This window comes from Burkholderia sp. NFPP32 (genome assembly GCF_900119325.1).
Taxonomy (GTDB): Bacteria; Pseudomonadota; Gammaproteobacteria; order Burkholderiales; family Burkholderiaceae; genus Burkholderia; species Burkholderia pyrrocinia_C.
On sequence record NZ_FPJP01000002.1, the window covers coordinates 403,933 to 422,292 of the forward strand.

Genomic DNA, 18,360 nt, shown 5'->3' on the forward strand with positions numbered 1-18,360 from the left:
TCATGACTTCGCTTCTTCATCCGCCCGTGTTCCGGATCGCCGCCCGGCACGCGAACCGCCTGCTGCTCGCGTCCGACGCGGGCGCGACCCTCGAGATCTTCGTGCTCGAGGACGACATCGTGCGTGTGCGCGTGCTGCCGGACGCGACGACACGCAATCCGCGCACGTGGTCGATCGCGCCGGGCCTCGACGACGTGCCGCTCGACGGACGCGACCGTCTCGACCTGGACGGCTTCGCGCTGCCTGCCTGGAGCCTCGCCGAAGACGACGACGGCCTGCGCATCGAAACCGCGCAGATCCGGCTCGCGGTGCGCTGGCAAGGCGGCCATTGCACGTGGTCGATGCGCGGCGCGGACGGCGCATGGCGCGTCGCGCTCGCCGACCGCGCGACGCAGGCGTACAACTTCGGCTGGTGGGACGAGCGCGCGTATCACTACGTCGCCCGCGAGCGCGGCGACAAGGTGTTCGGCCTCGGCGAACGCGCGGGCGACCTCGACCGCACGGGCGCGCGCTTCGAGATGCGCAACATCGACGCGATGGGCTACAGCGCGAAGCACACCGACCCGCTGTACAAGCACATCCCGTTCTACATCACGTGGTCGCCCGCTGCATGCCAGGGGTTCGGGCTGTTCTACGACACGCTGTCGGATTGCTCGTTCGACATGGGCCGCGAGCTCGACAATTATCACGGCCCGTACCGCTATTTCGTCGCCGAGCACGGCGACCTCGACTACTATTTCATCGCATCGCCCGATACGCCGCTCGCGGCCGCGCGGCGCTTCACGTGGCTCACCGGGCGCCCCGCGCGCACGCCGAAATGGGGCCTCGGCTATTCGGGCTCGACGATGAGCTACACCGATGCGCCGGACGCACAGCAGCAGATGAACCAGTTCGTCGAGCAGTGCGACGCGCACGACATCCTGTGCGATTCCTTCCACCTGTCGTCGGGCTATACGTCGATCGGCGCGAAGCGCTACGTGTTCAACTGGAACCGCGACAAGTTTCCCGACGCGAAGGGTTTCGTGAAGCACTACCGCGACCACGGCATCCGCCTGTGCGCAAACATCAAGCCGTGCCTGCTGCGCGACCATCCCGCATTCGACGAAGCCGCCAAGCGCGGGCTGCTGATCCGCTCGGCGTCCGGCGAGCCTGCATGGGTGCAGTTCTGGGACGAGGTCGGCGCGTATCTCGACTTCACGCAGCCGGACACGTACCGCTGGTGGCGCGAGCAGGTCACGTCGGCGCTGCTCGAATACGGGATCGAGTCGACCTGGAACGACAACAACGAATACGAGATCTGGTCGCCCGACGCGATCGCGCACGGCTTCGGCCAGCCGTTCCCCGCGCGCGAGGCGAAGGTGCTGCAGACGATGCTGATGATGCGCGCGTCGCGCGACGCGCAGCGCGCGCATGCGCCGGCGCAGCGGCCGTTCCTGGTGTCGCGCTCCGGCGGCGCCGGCATGCAGCGCTATGTGCAGACCTGGTCCGGCGACAACACCACATCGTGGGAAACGCTGCGCTACAACCTGAAGATGGGCCTCGGGCTCGCGCTGTCGGGCGTGTCGAACATCGGTCACGATATCGGCGGCTTCTCCGGGCCGGCGCCGTCGCCCGAACTCCTGCTGCGCTGGGTGCAGTTCGGCATCTTCATGCCGCGCTTCAGCATCCATTCGTGGAACGACGACGGCACCGTCAACGAACCGTGGATGTATCCGGAGATCGCCGCGCAGGTCGCGTCGCTGATCAAGCAGCGCTACCGGCTGCTGCCGTACCTCTATCACCTGCTGTGGCTGTCGACGACGCGCTATGAGCCCGTGCTGCGGCCGACCTTCGCCGATTTCCCCGGCGATGCGCGCTGCTACGACGAGTGCGACGACATGATGCTCGGCGATGGGCTGCTGGTCGCGCCGGTCGTCGATCCCGGCCGCACGGAACGCACGGTCTACCTGCCGTCGGGTGCGCGCTGGATGTGCTCCGCGAGCGCGCAGTCGTTCGACGGCGGCGCGAACGTGACGCTGCCCGCGCCGCTCGATACGCCGGTGATGCTGCTGCGTGAAGGCCGCGTGCTGCCGCTGAACGTCGCGGACCAGCATTTCGGCGCGCGCGCCGACACGCGCGGCTTCCTCGTCGCGCCGCGCATCGAGGACGGCGTCGCGTACGGCGAATGCGTCGAGGACGACGGCGAGACGGAAGCGTGGCGCGACGGCGAATACGGACTGTGGCGAATCGAGACCGGCCGCGAGGCGTCGGGCTCGCTCGGCGTATCGGTCCGCTGGGACGGCCGCCCGGCCCGCCCGGCCGACCGCGTCGAGATCCTGCTGCCCGTATCGGTGCAAGGCCCGCTCGCCGTCCGCGGCGCGCGCGTCGAGCAGGACGCGCAGGACGGCGCATGGCGCCGCATCGTCGTCGCGTTCGATCACTGACCGCGCACGCAGCACCGATCGGGCGGGCCGTTCGCGCGGCCCGCCCCCCCGCCACAGAGGAGGTCTCCGAACCTCCCGCCCCCTTTGAAGAAAGAGTCTGGAGATCAATGATGAAAGCACCCGTCAATCGATATGCAATCCTGATTTTATCGGCCGCATCGCTCGGCACGACCGCCGTCCGCGCGCAGAGCAGTGTGACGCTGTACGGCGTCGTCGACGACTCGATCGCGTACGTGAACAACCAGCAGGGCCACTCGAACATCTACATGCGCGACGGCAACCTTTATGCGTCGAAGTTCGGGCTGCGCGGCGACGAGGATCTCGGCGGCGGCACGCACGCGATCTTCGACCTGCAGTCCGGCTTCAACCTGAACAACGGCGCGCAGGCCGCCGCCGGCACGATATTCAATCGCCAGGCGTTCGTCGGCCTGCGCAACGCTCGCTACGGCACGCTGACGGCCGGCCGCCAGTACACGCCCTACTTCCTGTTCGTCGGCCCGTACGCGTCGAGCAGCTGGCTGACCGGCGCGACGGGTGCGCATCCGGGTGACATCGACGGCCTCGATACGACGATCCGCGTGAACAATTCGGTTACCTATACGTCGCCGACCTTCGCCGGGCTGAGCGCGAGCGCGATGTACGCATTCGGCGGCATTGCCGGTGCGACCGGCAAGGGCAACACGTTCAGTGCCGCGCTGCGCTATGCGAACGGGCCGATCGGGATCGCGGCCGGCTACCTGCGCATCAACAGTTCGGGCTCGTCGGCGGGCTTCCTGAACCCGGCCACCGCGTCGTCGGGCAGCTTCGCCGTGTCCGTGCTGAACCAGGGCTACCTGACCGCGAAGGCCGTCGAGCAGGTCGCGGCGGCAGGCAACTACACGCTCGGCGACCTGACGATGGGCATCAACTATTCGAACGTGAAGTACCTGCCCGGCAACGGTTCCGCGTTCACCGACACGGCCGTGTTCAACACCTACGGCGCGCTTGCCGCGTACCGCTTCACGCCGGCGTTCTCGGTGGCCGGAGCGTTCGCGTACACGTTGGCATCGAAGGCGAACGGCGTCGCGAGCGCGGCCCGCTACCAGCAGTATTCGCTGAAGGAGTCGTACAGCCTGTCGAAGCGCACGACACTCTATGCGCTGCAGGCGTACACGCATTCGAGCGGGCAGACGCTCGGCGCGCAAGGTGCCGGCCACGTCATCGATGCGGCGCCGATCGTCGGCGATTCGCAGCAGCTCACGCCGTCGACGACGCACGGCCAGTTCGTCGGCATGGCCGGGATCGCCGTCACGTTCTGAACCCGCACCGCAGCGCCTTCAGCGCGCTGCCCGCACCCCGGACGATGCACATTGCACGCGCCGTCCGGGCGCCCGAGGCCCGGCGCCCACCGGCTTTCCACGTCCCGTTCGACCGGCGCGCAAATCGCGCGGATGTTCTCGATCGCCGCAATACCTTACAATTCGTCAGTCTTTTCCCTTCTGCATACCCCTTCTTGCAGTCCTGACACCACGGTACACTCGACGCACGCCGTAACAGGGTCCGCCGCGCAACGTGCGCGCCGGACGGCGTCGCGCCTCGTTGCGCCCACAACTGGATGCCCGACATGCCAGATTCCCGTCCCTCCCCGCGCACGACATTCAAGCCGCAGGTCGTCCTGCCCGCGCTCGCGGTCATCGGTGCGCTGCTGGCCGTCTGTGCGCTGCTCCCGAGCGAAGCCGGCACGCTGTTCTCCGCCGGCCAGCAATGGGTCGTCATGCGCTTCGACTGGTTCTACGTCCTGGCCGTCACCACGTTCCTCGTGTTTCTCGTGCTGATCGCCGCGAGCGATTTCGGCAACATCCGGCTCGGCCCCGACGACGCCGAACCCGAGTTCAGCTTCGTGTCGTGGACGGCCATGCTGTTCGCGGCCGGCATGGGCATCGGCCTCATGTATTTCGGCGTCGGCGAGCCGATGCAGCACTTCCTGAAGCCGCCGACCGTCGACCCCGGCACGCCCGCCGCCGCGCGCGAGGCGATGCTGATGACCTTCTTCCACTGGGGCTTCCATGCGTGGGCGATCTACGGGCTGATGGGGCTCGTGCTCGCATATTTCGGGTTCCGCTACAACTTGCCGCTGACGCTGCGCTCGGGCCTGTATCCGGTGCTGCGCGAACGCGTGAACGGCTGGATCGGCCATACCGTGGATGCATTCGCGCTGGTCGGCACGGTCGCCGGCATCGCGACCACGCTCGGCTATGGCGTGATGCAGATGAGCGCGGGCCTGCATACGGTCGTCGGCTGGGACACCGGCAGCAATCTGTTTCGCGTCGGGCTCGTCGCGATCGTGGTGTTGCTCGCGGGCCTGTCGGCCGCCAGCGGTCTCGACAAGGGCGTGCGCCGGCTGTCCGAGCTGAACCTGCTGCTCGCGTTCCTGCTGCTCGCGTTCGTGGTCGTCGCGGGCCCGACGGCATTCCTGTTCCGCGCGCTCGGCGACAACATCGGCCAGTACCTGTCGAATCTCGTCGACCTGTCGTTTCGCACCTATGCGTATGCGTCGCCGCGCGAGGAAGGCTGGTTCGGCGGCTGGACGATCCTCTACTGGGCGTGGTGGATCTCGTGGTCGCCGTTCGTCGGCATGTTCATCGCGCGCATCTCGCGCGGCCGCACGATCCGCCAGTTCGTGATCGGCGTGCTGCTCGTGCCGACCGCGTTCAACCTCGTGTGGATGACCGTGTTCGGCAACAGCGCGATCTGGCTCGACACGCACGGCGCGGCCGGCGCACTCGCGCAGACGGCCACCAACGTCGATGCGCTGCTGTTCCGCTTCTTCGATTTCCTGCCGCTGTCGCAACTGCTGTCGATCGCCGCGATCGTGCTGATCGCGGTGTTCTTCGTCACGTCCGCCGATTCGGGCGCGTTCGTGATCGACCAGATCGCGACGCGCGGCAACGCGCATTCGCCCGTCTGGCAACGGCTGTTCTGGGCCGCGCTGCTCGGCGTGACGGCCGCGGTGCTGCTGGTCGCCGGCGGGCTCGGCGCATTGCAGGCGATGACGCTGATCGCCGCGCTGCCGGTCGCCATCATCATGCTCGCGCTCTGCTACGGGCTGTGGCGCGGGCTCGCGGCCGACCGCGCGCACTATTCGCAGGAGATCGCGCCTGCGGCGAGCTACTGGACCGGCCAGCACTGGCGCCACCGGCTGACGCACATCCTGCGGCAGACGACCGAGGCCGAGGCGCGCCAGTTCGTCGCCGAGATGGTCGAGCCCGCGCTGCGCAAGGTCGCCGACGAACTGCGCGCGAGCGGCGTCGATGCGCACGTGCAGCGCGACAGCGACGACGCCGTGCGGCTCACCGTGCCGACCGCCGAGCACCGCGATTTCGTGTACGGCGTGCGCGTGACGGTGAAATCCGCGGCCGCGTACCTGGTGCGCGAGGCGGCCGAGCCGGAAGCGGCCCGTGCGCACGTGTACGGGATCGTCACGTTCTTCGAGGACGGGCGGCTCGGCTACGACGTCGAATACCTGCGCGGCGACGAAGTGATCGCCGACGTGCTGCGCCAGTACGAACGCTACGTGTCGCTCGCGGCCGACAAGCGTACGCATCTGCTGAGCCGCGCGCCGGGACACGCGACGGAGGCCGAATGAGCACGCACGCCGCAACCCTCGCTGCACCCCGCTGGCCGGGCGCGTTCGGCGGAGCCGCACGATGAGCGGGCTCCTGCAAAGCCGCGCCGCCGACCTCGTCGCGCTTGGCACGCTCGCCGTGCTTTATCTCGGCGGAGCCGGCATCGCGCTGTGGCGGATCCGGGCCGCGGCGCCGCGCGGCAAGGCCTACTGGATCGTCTGCATCGCGCTGCTGGCCGGCGGCGCCATCGCGATGGGCGGCAACCTGTCGCCCGTGCCGAACAGCGGTGAAATGCCGCCCGGCTTCGCGCTCGGCGTCGAAGCCGTCCTGCTCGGCCTCGCGCTGGTTGCCGGAGGTTGCGCGTGGCTGATGCTGCGCGCGCGGAAACGCTGACGCGTGCATGTCGCGCGGCGCGGCTTCGTCAGTCAAGCGCGAACGGCGACACGCGGGGTCAGCAGGCGGCGACGTGCCTGCCCTGATCCGCTTTATCGCAACGCGTTACGCGGACGGCGCGCGCGCCGTCACGAGCCAGCACGCCGCGTCGAAACGCACGTCCGTGCCGTGCACGTAACGCTCGAACGCGACACGCACCTTCTCGACCACGCGCCGCCGCGTCGCGTCGTCCGTCTCCAGCAGCGCGAGCCCTACCGGACCCAGCCGCGCGATGTAGTCGTCCAGCGCCGGCTCGGGCAGCACGCACGCCCTGTCGACCGGCTCGATCGCAATGTCGGCCCAGCCGCTGTCCGACAGCACCGACGCGATCCGCTGCCGGTCGCCGAACGCGAACTGCCCCGGCGCGCCGGGCCGGCGCGCGGGCAGGTTCGGCAGCAACGGCGCGGCGGCCTGCTCGGCCGTCGTCATGAACGGGTTGTCGGCCGCGCTGCGCCATGCGACGAACCGCATCTGCGCGTCCGGCCGCGCCGCGTGCCGCAGATTCGCGAAGGCCCGGACCGGGTCGTCGAAGAACATCACGCCGAGGCGCGACACGATCAGGTCGACGCTCGCGGGCTCGAATGCATGCGTCTGCACGTCCGCGCACACGAAGCGGGCATGAATGCCGCTGCGTTCGGCGCGCGCCTGCGCGGCATCGATCATCCGGGCCGAGATGTCGATACCCATGCATTGCGCGTCCGTGCCGAGCCGGCGCGCGATCGCAAGCGTGACCGCGCCCGTGCCGCAGCCGACGTCGAGCACGCTGCGCGCCGACGACGCAGCCGCCGCATCGGCAAGCAGCGCCTCGAACGGCTCGAACATCCGGTCGATCGGCGCCTGCGCATCGACCCATGCACGCCCCGACGGGCCATTCCACAGCGCGGATTGCTCGTCGTTGGGCCGGTTGGTTTCCATTGTCGATTCCCTTTCTGGTTCATTGGTCATAAAGCACACTGTGCTGCTTCAAGCCGGCTTGAGGTCAAGGCCCCGGCCGCGAAACCCGGCGCGTAGACGAGCCCCCCACCGCGCCCCGTTTTTCACATTTCTTACATTCGTGCTGCGTATCGTTGACGACTTTCCTACGGTGCCTCCCATGCGACGACTCCTCCCGCGCGCACTGCTCGCGCGCTGCGCCCCCCTTGTTGCCCTCGCCGCGCTGTCCGCGTGCTCGAATCACATCGATACGCCGGCCGACCCGGCCAGTGCGTCGGTCAACGTCCAGGCCGCGTGGGTCGAGATCGGCGACGCGAACCAGGCAATCGCGCGCATCATCACGAACTACACCCCCGCGTCGGCCGGCGATCCGCTGTGTCCGCAACTGACCGTCGACGGCAAGCTGTCGCGCATGACGCTGCGCGCCGGCGCCGCGACCCCGGCCCAGCGGCCGACCGCCAGCGACCCGGCCGATTCGAAGCCGTCGAGCTTCCCGGTCTCCGTCTGCGAAACGACGTTGCCGGCCGATGCACAGGCGGCGAGCGTCGCGGGCCGCACGCTGCCGCTGCCGAAGGCACAGCCGCAGCGCATCGCGATCATCGCCGACACCGGCTGCCGAATGAAGAAGGCCGACAACGCATGGCAGGCGTGCAACGACGCGACGGTCTGGCCGTTCGACACGATCGCGGCCAGCGTCGCGAAGCTGTCGCCCGACCTGGTGCTGCACGTCGGCGACTACCACTATCGCGAGAACGCATGCCCGCCGGACATCGCCGGCTGCAAGGACAGCCCATGGGGCTATGGCTGGGATACGTGGCAGGCCGACCTGTTCCGCCCGGCCGCACCGCTGCTCGCGAAGGCGCCGTGGGTCGTCGTGCGCGGCAACCACGAGGAATGCGCGCGCGCAGGCCAGGGCTGGTACCGCTTCCTCGATCCGCGCCCGTATTCGGCCGCCCGTTCGTGCGACGATCCGGCCAACGACACCAACGCGAACTATTCGGAACCCTATGCGGTGTCGCTCGGCGGCGGCTCGCAGGTGATCGTGTTCGACACCGCGAAGGTCGGCCGCACGCCGCTCAAGACGACCGACGCGCAATTCGGCATCTACCAGAAGCAGTTCCAGACGGTGGCCGCGCTCGCGTCGAAGGCCGGCATGACGACGACGATCTTCACGAACCATCATCCGATCCTCGCATTCGCGCCGATCGCCGGCAGCACGCCCGCGCCGGGCAACCTCGCGCTGCAGTCGGTGATGGCGAGCCTCAACGCGCAGGCGTACTACCCGCCGGGCGTACACGTCGCGCTGCACGGTCACGTGCACGACTTCCAGGCGATCAACTTTTCGTCCGGGCACCCGGCGACGATCGTGTCCGGCAACGGCGGTGACAACCTCGACGTCGCACTGCCCGACCCGTTCCCGGCCGGCCTGACGCCGGCACCGGGCGCCGTGATCGAGCGGCTGTCGCACAACAACAGCTTCGGCTTCCTGATCATGGAACGCCGTGCGGCACCCGCGACGGGCTGGGTGTTCCGTGCGTATTCGGCGGCAGGCAAGCTGCTCGCGTCGTGCAACCAGTCGGGCACGACGCTCGCCTGCGACAAGACGGGGTTCATTGCGCCGTGAGTGAAGAGGTTCGAGATGCCGGCCGCGTTGCGCGCGGCCGGCAAACGCTGCACACGCTTGCCGCGGCCGTGCTCGCCGGCCTGGCGCTGGCGGCGCACGCCGCTCCGTCCGAAACGGTCCTGCTCCCCGGCGCGCCGCCGTCGCGCGTCGTCGACACGATCGGCAACGGCACGCCGCAGGTGACGGGCAAGATCGACGCGGCCACCGCACGCTTCGCGCCCGATCCGTCGCTCGTCGCGCTCGGCCGCCGGATCTTCTTCGACCCGCGGCTGTCCGAGCCGCGCGGCATGTCGTGTGCGGGCTGCCACGATCCGGGCCGTGCGTTCGCACCGACGCTGTCGGCGGCTTCGCTCGCGGGGCCCGGCGTGCCGGAAGGCAGCCGGCCCGGGCGCTTCAGCCGGCGCAATGCGCCGTCGCTGCTTTATGTTCGCTACGTGCCGCGCCGCCACTTCTACCAGGACGACGATGCGCCCGCGCCGTCGCCGTTCGGCGGACTGTTCAGCGATGGCCGCGCGGATACGCTCGCCGAGCAGATCCGCGGGCCGCTGTTCGATCCGAACGAGATGAACAACCGATCGCCGGCCGCGCTGCTGCGCAAGGTCAATGCGACCGAACTCGCGCCCGATCTCGCCGCGCGCTTCGGCGCGCCGGTGCGACGCGATCCCGAACAACTCGTGCGCGCGCTGGGTTCGGCCGTCGAAGCCTATCTGCAGAGCGACGAGATGGCGCCGTTCACGTCGCGCTTCGACGCGTTCCTGCGCACGCGCAAACCGCTCGCACCGGCCGAGATGCGCGGCCTCGCGCTGTTCCGGAATCCGGACAAGGGCAACTGCATGACCTGCCATACGCTGTCGGACACGTCGAGCCGCCCGGAGCGCTCGCTGTTCACCGATTTCGGTTATGACGCGATCGCCGTGCCGCGCAACCGCGCGCTGCCTGCGAACCGCGATCCGCGCCATTTCGACAACGGGCTGTGCGACACCGCACGGCGGCTGCGCTGGCCCGAGCCGACGCAATGGTGCGGCTACCTGCGCACGCCGGGGCTGCGCAACGTCGCGGTCAAGCAGACGTTCATGCACAACGGCGTGTTCACGACGCTGCGCGACGCGGTCGCGTTCTACAACACGCGCTCGACCGACCCCGGCTTCTGGTATCACGGCGCCGGGACGTTCGACGACGTGCCGGCCGCCTATCGCGGCAACATCAACGTCAACTCGACGCCGATGAACCGCCGGCCCGGCACGCCGCCCGCGCTGACCGACGCGGAAATCGACGACATCGTCGCGTTCCTCGGCACGCTGACCGACGCGCGCTATACGGGCATCGCCGCGGCTGCTCCCCCTGCCGCCCGGATTGCCGGATCGCCGGACCGCCGAACCACCCCGCCGGCGCGCTGACCCTGGCCGAACGGCCAGCCGCAAGCGCGCCCGCTTGCGGCCGCCGCAAACACTGGTTATATTTACAGTACTGTATTTATGAACAGTGAGGTGCGCGATGGAACATCTGGTCCGTATCGTCAACGACACCGATCGCCAAGTGCTGGCGTGGCTTCGTGCCCAGGTCGGCGACGCCCGCGTCGAGCGCGCGGCGCGCCAGCTCGGGCATACGCGCAAGCCGTTTCCGTCGGCCGTCTGCCGGTATCTGGGCATGAGCGCGCCGGCCACGCTGCGCCAGGCCGAACGGCCGCGCGTCGCACGCGATTTCTCGGTCGGCGATCGTTACCTGTCGTTGATCCGCCAGCACCTCGCTTCGCATTCGGCAGGCCGCTGACACGGCAGCGGCCTGCCGGAGCGATCCCGCGTGCGCGAGCACGGCCGGCAGCCGCCGTGCTTATGCGGCCGCCGCGGCATCGCGTATCAGGCGGCCGAGCGTTTCAAAAGCCGCCTCGTGCGCCGCATCGAACACGCGCGTGCACGCAAGCCGGATATAAGCGTCGAAGCGGTCGGAATTCGAGAAGATCGAACCGGGCGCGATCTTTACTCCATGCGCCAGCGCGGCATCGAACAGCGCGTCGGAACGCACGCCTTCCGGCAACGCGATCCACAGCAGCATCCCGCCCGGCGGCTGGTTCATCCGGGTTCCGGCCGGAAAATGCCGTGCAATCGCGTCGATCGTCGCATCGCGCTGCACGCGCAACTGTTCGCGAAACCGGCGCAGATGGCGATCGAACGCACCCGAGCCGACGAATTCGGCGGCAACGGCCTGCAGCAACGCGGCATTGTGCCGGCTGTGCGCGAACTTCAGCATCTTCACGCGCGCATGCCAGCGCCCCGCACTCATCCAGCCGAGCCGCATCCCGGGGGCCAGCACCTTGTTGAACGACGGGCAGTAGATCACCGTGCCGTCGCGGTCCCATGCCTTGGCCGGCTTGACCGCCTGCGGCGCCTCGACGAGCTCGCGATACGGCTCGTCCTCGATCACGGCCACGCCGTGGCGCGAGCACAGCGCGACGAGCGCGGCCTTGCGTTCGTCGGGCATCACGCAGCCGAGCGGGTTCTGCAGGTTCGGTACGACGACCACGGCCCGAATGTCCGGATACGCGGTCAGCGCCACTTCGAGCGCCTCGATCGACAGGCCGGTCGTCGGGCTGGCCGGGATTTCGAGCGCGCGCAAACCGAGACTTTCGAGCAACTGGATCAAGCCGAAGAAGGCCGGCGATTCGATCGCGATCGTGTCGCCTGGGCGTGCCACCGCACGCAGCGCGAGATTCACCGCATCGACGCCGCCGCTCGTCGACATCACGTCGTCCGGCGACACGGTCACGCCGTACGACAGCGCGCGTTTGGCCATCGTCTGCCGGAATTCGGGCGAACCGCCGACGGGCCCCGCGTCGGTCAGCAGCGTCGGCTTGCGCCGCAGCAGCCGGATCGCAAGCGCCTGCAGGCGCTCGGTCGGATACAGCGCGGCCAGCGCGGACGCGCCGCCGAGATTCAACGCATCGGTTGCCGTATTCGCGCGGTCGATCACGCGCGACACACGTTCGTGCAGGCCCGCGAACGGCGGCTCGACGCTTAGCGGCGGCCCGTCGCTTTCCGGCAGCGTTTCGAGCACGGCCGACGCGCGGCGCCGCACGAAGTAGCCCGAGCGCGGCTTCGCCTCGCACCAGCCCGTATCCTCGAGCCGCCGGAATGCCTGGATCGCGGTCGACAGGCTGACGCCGTGCTGCGCCATGAATGCGCGCACCGACGGCATCCGGTCGCCGGGCGACAGCGTGCCGGCCGCGATGATGCGGCGGTAATGTTCGGCGAGCCGTTCGTAAAGTGGCTCGCCGTCCATCGGCAAAGGCGTGCGGGATGCGTCGGCGAAAGGCGTCATGCGGGCCATCGTGCCCGCGCGTCCGGGTGCACGCCAGATACAGATTCCGGGAAAAACCACCGATACAGCGACGCAAAATCGGCGCCTGCACCGCAACAGATTCCCGTCCCCTGAATCTGTCGTGCCCGCGCCTGTTTCCCTAACCTGACTGCACGCTGTCGCCTCGCCGTCGCGAGGCCGCGCAACCGGGAAAAGGGATCGCCATGCGGACGCAACATATCCGGCTCGACGCCGGGCAAAGCCACTTTGCGTGGTTCGACAAGGGCAGCCAGGTGATCGTGCTGGACGGTGCGCTCGCGGTCACGCTGCGTCACGGCGGGCTCGACTGGCTGCCCGACGCGCCGCAGTACATTCGCCGCGTGCTCGACGAAGGCGAATGCCTGATGCTCGAGACGGCCGGTCACGTGGCGTTGTCGGCCGGCGGCGCCGGTGCGGTCAGCACGGCAGTCGTGGAGCCTGCCGGCCGCCGAGGCATGCTCGCGGCGTGGCGCGCGATCCTGCGCCGGCTGTCCGGGCGGGTGCGCGGCGGCCATCATGTGCGAGAGCATTCCTGACGTCGCAACTTGCCGGCTTGCCGATTCACCCACTCGCGGAGACGGCCACGCAGCCACCACACCATCGCGGCAACGAGCGAACGCACTGCGCTCCAGCCACCTCATCCGAAGAAACCGCGTCGTCCGCCGCAGCCTGCCCGGCACGCGACGGCCATCGAATCACCGCAAGTTCCTGCGACGCTCGACCCACTCGAATATCGCCATCCCGGCCAGCATCGCGACGACGAACCCGATCCCCTTGGCCGACCCGAAGCCGATCGACACGATCGCGGGCCCCGGGCAGAACCCGGCCATCCCCCAGCCGATGCCGAACACGGCGCTTCCGGCGACCAGGCGCACGGTGATCGCCCGCAAGGCCGGCAACTGCATCGGCAAGCCGAGCCACGACCGCGTCCGGCGCTTCGCCCATGCGAACGCGAACACGGCAACGCCCGTCGCACCGGCCATCACGAACGCGAGCGACGGATCCCAGCGGCCCGCCAGGTCAAGAAAGCCGAGCACCTTCTGCGGATTGGCCATGCCCGACACGATGAGGCCGACGCCGAACAGCAGCCCCGCCAGAAACGCGAATCCTGCCTGCATGTCAGCCTCCCAGCACGTGCCGCCGCACGAATACGGTCACGAAGCCCGCGATCATGAAAGTCGCGGTCGCGACCACCGAACGCAGCGCGCCGCGCGACATCCCGCACACGCCGTGGCCGCTCGTGCAGCCGCCCGTATATCGCGTGCCGATCCCGACCAGCAGGCCGGCCGCCATCAACTCGGGCCAGCTTGCGTCGATCTGCGGCGTCAGGCCGGCTTCGGCGACGCGCATCGCGAGCGGTGCGGCGATCAGACCGGCGACGAATGCGACGCGCCAGTCGCGCTCTCCTGGACCCGCCGCGAACAGGCCGCCGACGATGCCGCTGATGCCGGCAATCCGGCCGTTGAACGCGACAAGCCATGCGGCCGCGAGCCCGATCAGCACGCCGCCGGCCAGCGACAGCCACGGCGTGAAATGAAGCGCATCAAGCTGCATCGCGTGTCCCCTTCGCGGCCGGGCCGCAGAACTGTTCATACAGCACGCCCATTACCGCGATCGCGGCCGGACTGTCGAGCGAATAGTGGATGTTCTTGCCTTCGCGGCGCGTGCGGACCAGCGCGTTGTCCCGCAATACGCCGAGTTGCTGCGACAGCGTCGGCTGGCGGATGTCCAGCGTCGTCTCGAGATCGCTCACGCAGCGCTCGCCCTGCGACAGTTCGCATAGCAGCAGCAGCCGGTCGGGATTCGACAGCACCTTGAGGAGCGCGCAGGCCGATTCGGCGGCTGCACGCATCTGGTCGGGCTCGGGCAGCCCGGCGGGAAGATCGTTGTTCATCGAGGCGGGAAGACAATTAAAGAATAAATAGTATATCAATTCATATAATGTCGCTTTCTGCTATTTACCCATCGGCGACCTTGCGCCCTTCGCTCAGGCTTGCTCGCCCGCGATCACACTCACGGCCGACGCACGCATCACATCGGCGCGAACCATGCCGCGCGCCGGCCTCGTGCCGATGGAACTCGAGAGCCAGAGCGCGGTTTCGATGTACTGGCACCTCGACAACGCGAATCACGCGGCCGTGGCCGCGACGATCGAGTGCCTGTGCGGCGCCTCAGGTGGAGGGATGGGAGAAAGTGAAGGTGGAGTGAATGACGCGGCCCGGCGCCAACCGGGCCGCTTCGCCGTAGCGCGTCACGCGCCGTCGCAGGACGCCGTGCCGTCGAGCATCAGCGTGCCGACCCGCGCGGGCACGAGCGGTGTGCGCGGCACCGGCGGCGTCCAGCCGAACAGCACCTGTGCGGCCGCGCCGCAAACACGGCCCTGGCATGCGCCCATCCCGCAACGCGACTGCAGCTTCGCAGCCGTCCAGCCCGGCTCCTGCGCAACCGCATCGAAGCGCACATCCTCGCAGCGGCACAGCAGCGTATCGGGCCGCGCAAGCCGGCGGATCGGCTCGCGGATCGCGAAACGCTCGCGTACGGCATCTGCGAAAGCCTGCCAGTGCGCGCGCCGCGCGACGAGCGCGGCCAATGGCGCCGTCTGCCCGGTCGCCGCATAACCGGCGATTTCGCCTTCGACCATCGCCAGCTCGCTGCCGCCGACGCCCGTACACTCGCCGGCCGCGAAGTACCCGTCGCGGCTCGTACGCTGGTGCGTGTCGACCGCCACCGCGCCGTTCTCTATCCGGCAGCCGAGATGGCTCGGCAGCACGGTGTTCGGCACGAGGCCGAAGCCGCACGCGAGCCGGTCGCAGTCGACGTCGAACTCGCGATCGCCGTGGCGAATCCGCACGCGTTCGAGTCGCTTGTCGCCGAACGCTTCGACGACGTGCGCGTCCGGCCGATAGGCGGCCGTGACGAGCTTCGCGGCCTGCGCAAGCTTCGACGGCCAGCGCCACAGCCCCGCGCCGAAGCCTGCCACGTCGCCCCACGCGGCCTGTTCCAGCACATGCGACACGCGCGCGCCGGCCTGACGTGCCGTCGCCGCGCTCGCCAGCAGCAGCGGCCCGCTGCCCGCGATCACCGTGCGCTGCCCGCGCACGTCGAGGCCGTACTTGACCAGCGCCTGCAACCCGCCCGCGCCGGTGACGCCCGGCAGCGTCCAGCCCGGGAACGGCAGCAGCAGCTCGCGTGCGCCGCAGCACAGAATCAGCGTCCGGAAATCGAGCAGCAGCCCGCGCTCGTCGTCCTCGAGCAGCAGCGTGCCCGATTGCGTTTCGGCGACGATGCGCGTCGCTGCAAGGTGCGTGACGTTCGGCTGCCTCAGTACGGCAAGGCGTTCGGCGGCGGCCGAAACCGGCGTGGCCGCTGCGCCTTGCCGCCAGATCTGCCCGCCCGCGCGCGGGTTGTCGTCGACGATCGCAACCGTTGCACCGCTTTGCGCGGCGGCCCGCGCGGCCGACAGCCCGGCCGGGCCCGCCCCGACGATCGCGACGTCGACACTCAGTCGTTCCTGTTTCATCTGACGCGCTCCACCTGCATCCCGTCGCGGCACAGCGTCTGGCAAGCCAGCCGGCGGCGGCCGTCGATCGTCATCCGGCACTCCTGGCAAATCCCCATTCCGCAAAACGGCGCACGCGCCGCACCCGTGCACGACACGCGCGTCGTGTCGTCGCCGCTCGCCGCGACGGCGGCCGCGACGGTCGCGCCGTCGGCCACCGTCAGCGCGCGGCCGTCCAGATGAATGATCATGTCAGCGCTCCGGCTACGGGGGACGCGGTCAGGAAGCGTCCCGGCAAATACGGTTCGATATCGATGGGCGGCCGTTCGCCGGCCATCTGCGCGGCGACGAGCCGCGCGCTGCCCGGCGCGGTCGTCACGCCGAGCCCTTCGTGCCCGACCGCGAGCCACACGCCCGGCCGCGCCGGGTGCTCGCCGAGCAGCGGCAGGCCGTCGGGGCTCGCGGAACGGAACCCTGTCCATGAGCGGATCCCGTTCAGGTCGGCCAGATCCGGCAGGTAGCCGACCGCGCGGCGCAGCATCCGCGCGAGCACCGGCGGCTCGACGCGCGCGTCCTCGGTGTCGAACTGGCGCGACGAGCCGATCAGCAGCTGGCCGGTCGGCCTCGGCTGCACGTTGAACGCGACCGACGTGCCGTCGCTCGCATGCGCGCTCGCCGCATAACCAAGCTCGACGAGCTGGTGCGACACGCGGCCCGGATAGCGGTCGGTGATCAGCAGGTGGCCCTTTTTCGGGCGCAGCGGCAGTTCGGGCAGCAGCGTGCGTGCCGCGACGCCGTTCGCGACGACCACGCGTTCCGCGCGCAATGTGTCGCCGCTCGCGAGCGTCACGCTTGGTCCATCGACCGCAACGGCCCGGTCGCGGCGCAACGTGATGCGCGGGACACGCTGCAGCAGCCAGTTCGCGGTAACGGGCGCATAGAGGATCGCGTCGCCCGGAATCTTCAGCGCGCCGCCCAGGCCCGCGCGCAGCATCGGCTCCAGTTGCGCGAGCGTCGCCGCGTCGATCAGCTCGCCGGCCACGCCGTGCGCGGCAAGCGTCGCCTGCTTCGCGCGCGCGAGATCCATTTCGTGCGCGTCGGCCGCGAGCCACAGCGTGCCGCAGTTGCGGTACGCGCAGCCTTCCGGCATCTCGCCGCTCAACGCGCGCCACAGCTCGATCGAGTAATGGCTCAGCGCGAGCTCGGCCGTGTTGTCGTCCATCGCGACGAGGTGGCCCATCCCCGCGCCGGTCGCACCGCCGCTCGCGTCGTCGACGACGAGCACGCGCAGCCCGCGCTGCGCGAGTTCGTGCGCGCACGCCGCGCCGACGATGCCGGCACCGATCACGACGACGTCGGTACTTGCGTTGCTCACGACACGATGCCCCAGCCGAACGGATCGTCTTCCTCGATCAGCAGCGTCGCTTCAGCGCTCAGGTGCGCGCTGCCGCGAATCGTCGGCACGATGCCGCCGTCGGCCTGCTCGTAGCTGGCCTGGAACACACTGCCGATCACGCTTACCTGCCGCCACACGGCGCCCGGCGCGAGCTTGCCGTCGGCCGCGAGGCACGCGAGCTTCGCGCTCGTGCCGGTGCCGCACGGCGAACGGTCGTATGCGAGGCCCGGGCACAGCACGAAGCTGCGGCTGTCGTGCTCGGAATCGTCGGCGAACAGTTCGATATGGTCGATCTCGCCGCCGTTCGCACCGGTGATGCCCGCGCGTTCGAGCCCTTCGCGCACGGCCGACGCATACGCGGTAAGCGCCGCGACGTTGTCGCCGGCGACGCGCTGCCCGTGGTCGCTGATCAGGAAGAACCAGTTGCCGCCCCATGCGATGTCGCCCTTCACGGGGCCGTAACCCGGCACGTCGACCGCGACACCCTTCGCGTGACGATACGCGGGCACGTTGCGCACGCTGACCGACAGATCGTCGTGCAGCGTCGCCTCGACGGTGCCGACGGGCGTCTCGATCAGATGAATGCCAGGCCGGATGCGCCCCATGTGATGCAGCGTGCGCACGACGCCGATCGTGCCGTGCCCGCACATGCCGAGATAGCCGCTATTGTTGAAGAAGATCACGCCGGCCGCCGCGTCGGGCGATACCGGCTCGCACAGCAGCGCGCCGACCAGCACGTCGCTGCCGCGCGGTTCGAGGATGCACGCGGTGCGATAACAATCGTGCTCGCGCGCGAGCACGTCGCGTCGCTCGGCCATCGTGCCGCTGCCGAGCGACGGAAAACCGGACACGACGAGCCGAGTGGGTTCGCCGCCCGTGTGCGAATCGATGATCTGGATGCGCTTCATCATGAGCCGTCCGAAGTGGGGAAAGGAGCATAGCTTCCTCTGTCGCGCGTCCGTCCGCTTGTGGCTTTTCGATGAGGACGACGACGAAATCGGCATAGTGCGAGGCGCCCTTCGCGCGCCGGGCGGCCGCTGTGCCGATTTCGTCATTTTGCTCCGCGATACGACTCAAGCGTGATGGGCATTTGCGCGGCGATACTGGTTGCCACA

17 protein-coding genes are annotated in these 18,360 nt (G+C 69.3%); 8 read left to right on the plus strand and 9 right to left on the minus strand.

Annotation, left to right across the window (positions count from 1 at the left end; all coding sequences use genetic code 11):
• Nucleotides 1-2 precede the first annotated feature (2 nt).
• The 4 genes from BT264_RS06145 to BT264_RS06160 all read left to right on the plus strand — a co-directional run bounded on the left by BT264_RS06145 (nucleotide 3) and on the right by BT264_RS06160 (nucleotide 6,421).
• Nucleotides 3-2,423, plus strand: coding sequence for a glycoside hydrolase family 31 protein (locus tag BT264_RS06145; protein WP_072436589.1), 2,421 nt, complete (start codon nucleotides 3-5; stop codon nucleotides 2,421-2,423).
• Nucleotides 2,424-2,533: 110 nt separating this feature from the next.
• Nucleotides 2,534-3,721, plus strand: a complete 1,188-nt coding sequence (locus tag BT264_RS06150) for a porin (RefSeq protein ID WP_072436908.1) — start codon at nucleotides 2,534-2,536, stop codon at nucleotides 3,719-3,721.
• 305 nt (nucleotides 3,722-4,026) lie between these two features.
• On the plus strand, nucleotides 4,027-6,048 hold the full coding sequence (locus BT264_RS06155) for a BCCT family transporter (protein WP_072436907.1): 2,022 nt from the start codon (nucleotides 4,027-4,029) through the stop codon (nucleotides 6,046-6,048).
• A gap of 61 nt (nucleotides 6,049-6,109) precedes the next feature.
• Nucleotides 6,110-6,421, plus strand: coding sequence for a hypothetical protein (locus BT264_RS06160; protein WP_072436588.1), 312 nt, complete (start codon nucleotides 6,110-6,112; stop codon nucleotides 6,419-6,421).
• A gap of 105 nt (nucleotides 6,422-6,526) precedes the next feature.
• Here the strand turns inward: BT264_RS06160 and BT264_RS06165 are convergent, their stop codons facing one another.
• A complete protein-coding gene (locus BT264_RS06165; protein WP_072436587.1) occupies nucleotides 6,527-7,375 on the minus strand; it encodes a class I SAM-dependent methyltransferase in 849 nt (282 codons plus the stop codon).
• Nucleotides 7,376-7,553: 178 nt separating this feature from the next.
• On the opposite strand from BT264_RS06165, the gene BT264_RS06170 reads away from it, so the two are divergent.
• The 3 genes from BT264_RS06170 to BT264_RS06180 all read left to right on the plus strand — a co-directional run bounded on the left by BT264_RS06170 (nucleotide 7,554) and on the right by BT264_RS06180 (nucleotide 10,787).
• The gene (locus BT264_RS06170) at nucleotides 7,554-9,017 is read left to right on the plus strand and encodes a metallophosphoesterase family protein (protein WP_072436586.1); all 1,464 of its coding nucleotides are present in this window, start codon (nucleotides 7,554-7,556) and stop codon (nucleotides 9,015-9,017) included.
• Nucleotides 9,014-10,414, plus strand: a complete 1,401-nt coding sequence (locus BT264_RS06175) for a cytochrome-c peroxidase (protein WP_072436585.1) — start codon at nucleotides 9,014-9,016, stop codon at nucleotides 10,412-10,414. Before BT264_RS06170 ends, BT264_RS06175 begins: the two co-directional genes overlap by 4 nt.
• 97 nt (nucleotides 10,415-10,511) lie before the next feature.
• Nucleotides 10,512-10,787 (plus strand): CppA family protein, encoded by a 276-nt coding sequence (locus tag BT264_RS06180; protein ID WP_034179770.1) that lies wholly within the window; start codon nucleotides 10,512-10,514, stop codon nucleotides 10,785-10,787.
• Nucleotides 10,788-10,847: 60 nt separating this feature from the next.
• Here the strand turns inward: BT264_RS06180 and BT264_RS06185 are convergent, their stop codons facing one another.
• Entirely contained in the window at nucleotides 10,848-12,341 is a 1,494-nt protein-coding gene (locus BT264_RS06185; RefSeq protein WP_072436584.1) for an aminotransferase-like domain-containing protein, read from the minus strand.
• A gap of 194 nt (nucleotides 12,342-12,535) precedes the next feature.
• On the opposite strand from BT264_RS06185, the gene BT264_RS06190 reads away from it, so the two are divergent.
• Nucleotides 12,536-12,886 carry a hypothetical protein gene (locus BT264_RS06190; protein WP_072436583.1) on the plus strand — a complete coding sequence of 117 codons (351 nt, stop codon included), beginning with the start codon at nucleotides 12,536-12,538 and terminating at the stop codon, nucleotides 12,884-12,886.
• Between the two features lie 159 nt (nucleotides 12,887-13,045).
• Here the strand turns inward: BT264_RS06190 and BT264_RS06195 are convergent, their stop codons facing one another.
• The 7 genes from BT264_RS06195 to BT264_RS06225 all read right to left on the minus strand — a co-directional run bounded on the left by BT264_RS06195 (nucleotide 13,046) and on the right by BT264_RS06225 (nucleotide 18,153).
• A complete protein-coding gene (locus tag BT264_RS06195; RefSeq protein WP_072436582.1) occupies nucleotides 13,046-13,468 on the minus strand; it encodes a DUF6691 family protein in 423 nt (140 codons plus the stop codon).
• 1 nt (nucleotide 13,469) lies between these two features.
• Complete coding sequence (locus BT264_RS06200; RefSeq protein ID WP_072436581.1) at nucleotides 13,470-13,904, minus strand: YeeE/YedE family protein; 435 nt, start codon at nucleotides 13,902-13,904, stop codon at nucleotides 13,470-13,472.
• Complete coding sequence (locus BT264_RS06205) at nucleotides 13,894-14,244, minus strand: ArsR/SmtB family transcription factor (RefSeq protein WP_072436580.1); 351 nt, start codon at nucleotides 14,242-14,244, stop codon at nucleotides 13,894-13,896. Before BT264_RS06205 ends, BT264_RS06200 begins: the two co-directional genes overlap by 11 nt.
• Before the next feature lie 357 nt (nucleotides 14,245-14,601).
• Nucleotides 14,602-15,870 carry an NAD(P)/FAD-dependent oxidoreductase gene (locus tag BT264_RS06210; protein WP_072436579.1) on the minus strand — a complete coding sequence of 423 codons (1,269 nt, stop codon included), beginning with the start codon at nucleotides 15,868-15,870 and terminating at the stop codon, nucleotides 14,602-14,604.
• Nucleotides 15,867-16,100 carry a 2Fe-2S iron-sulfur cluster-binding protein gene (locus BT264_RS06215; protein WP_072436578.1) on the minus strand — a complete coding sequence of 78 codons (234 nt, stop codon included), beginning with the start codon at nucleotides 16,098-16,100 and terminating at the stop codon, nucleotides 15,867-15,869. The genes BT264_RS06210 and BT264_RS06215 overlap by 4 nt, the downstream gene beginning before the upstream one ends.
• Nucleotides 16,097-17,224: an NAD(P)/FAD-dependent oxidoreductase gene (locus tag BT264_RS06220; protein WP_072436577.1), complete on the minus strand. Its 1,128-nt coding sequence runs from the start codon at nucleotides 17,222-17,224 to the stop codon at nucleotides 16,097-16,099. The genes BT264_RS06215 and BT264_RS06220 overlap by 4 nt, the downstream gene beginning before the upstream one ends.
• Nucleotides 17,221-18,153 carry a 4-hydroxyproline epimerase gene (locus BT264_RS06225; protein WP_072436906.1) on the minus strand — a complete coding sequence of 311 codons (933 nt, stop codon included), beginning with the start codon at nucleotides 18,151-18,153 and terminating at the stop codon, nucleotides 17,221-17,223. Before BT264_RS06225 ends, BT264_RS06220 begins: the two co-directional genes overlap by 4 nt.
• Nucleotides 18,154-18,360: the final 207 nt, after the last annotated feature.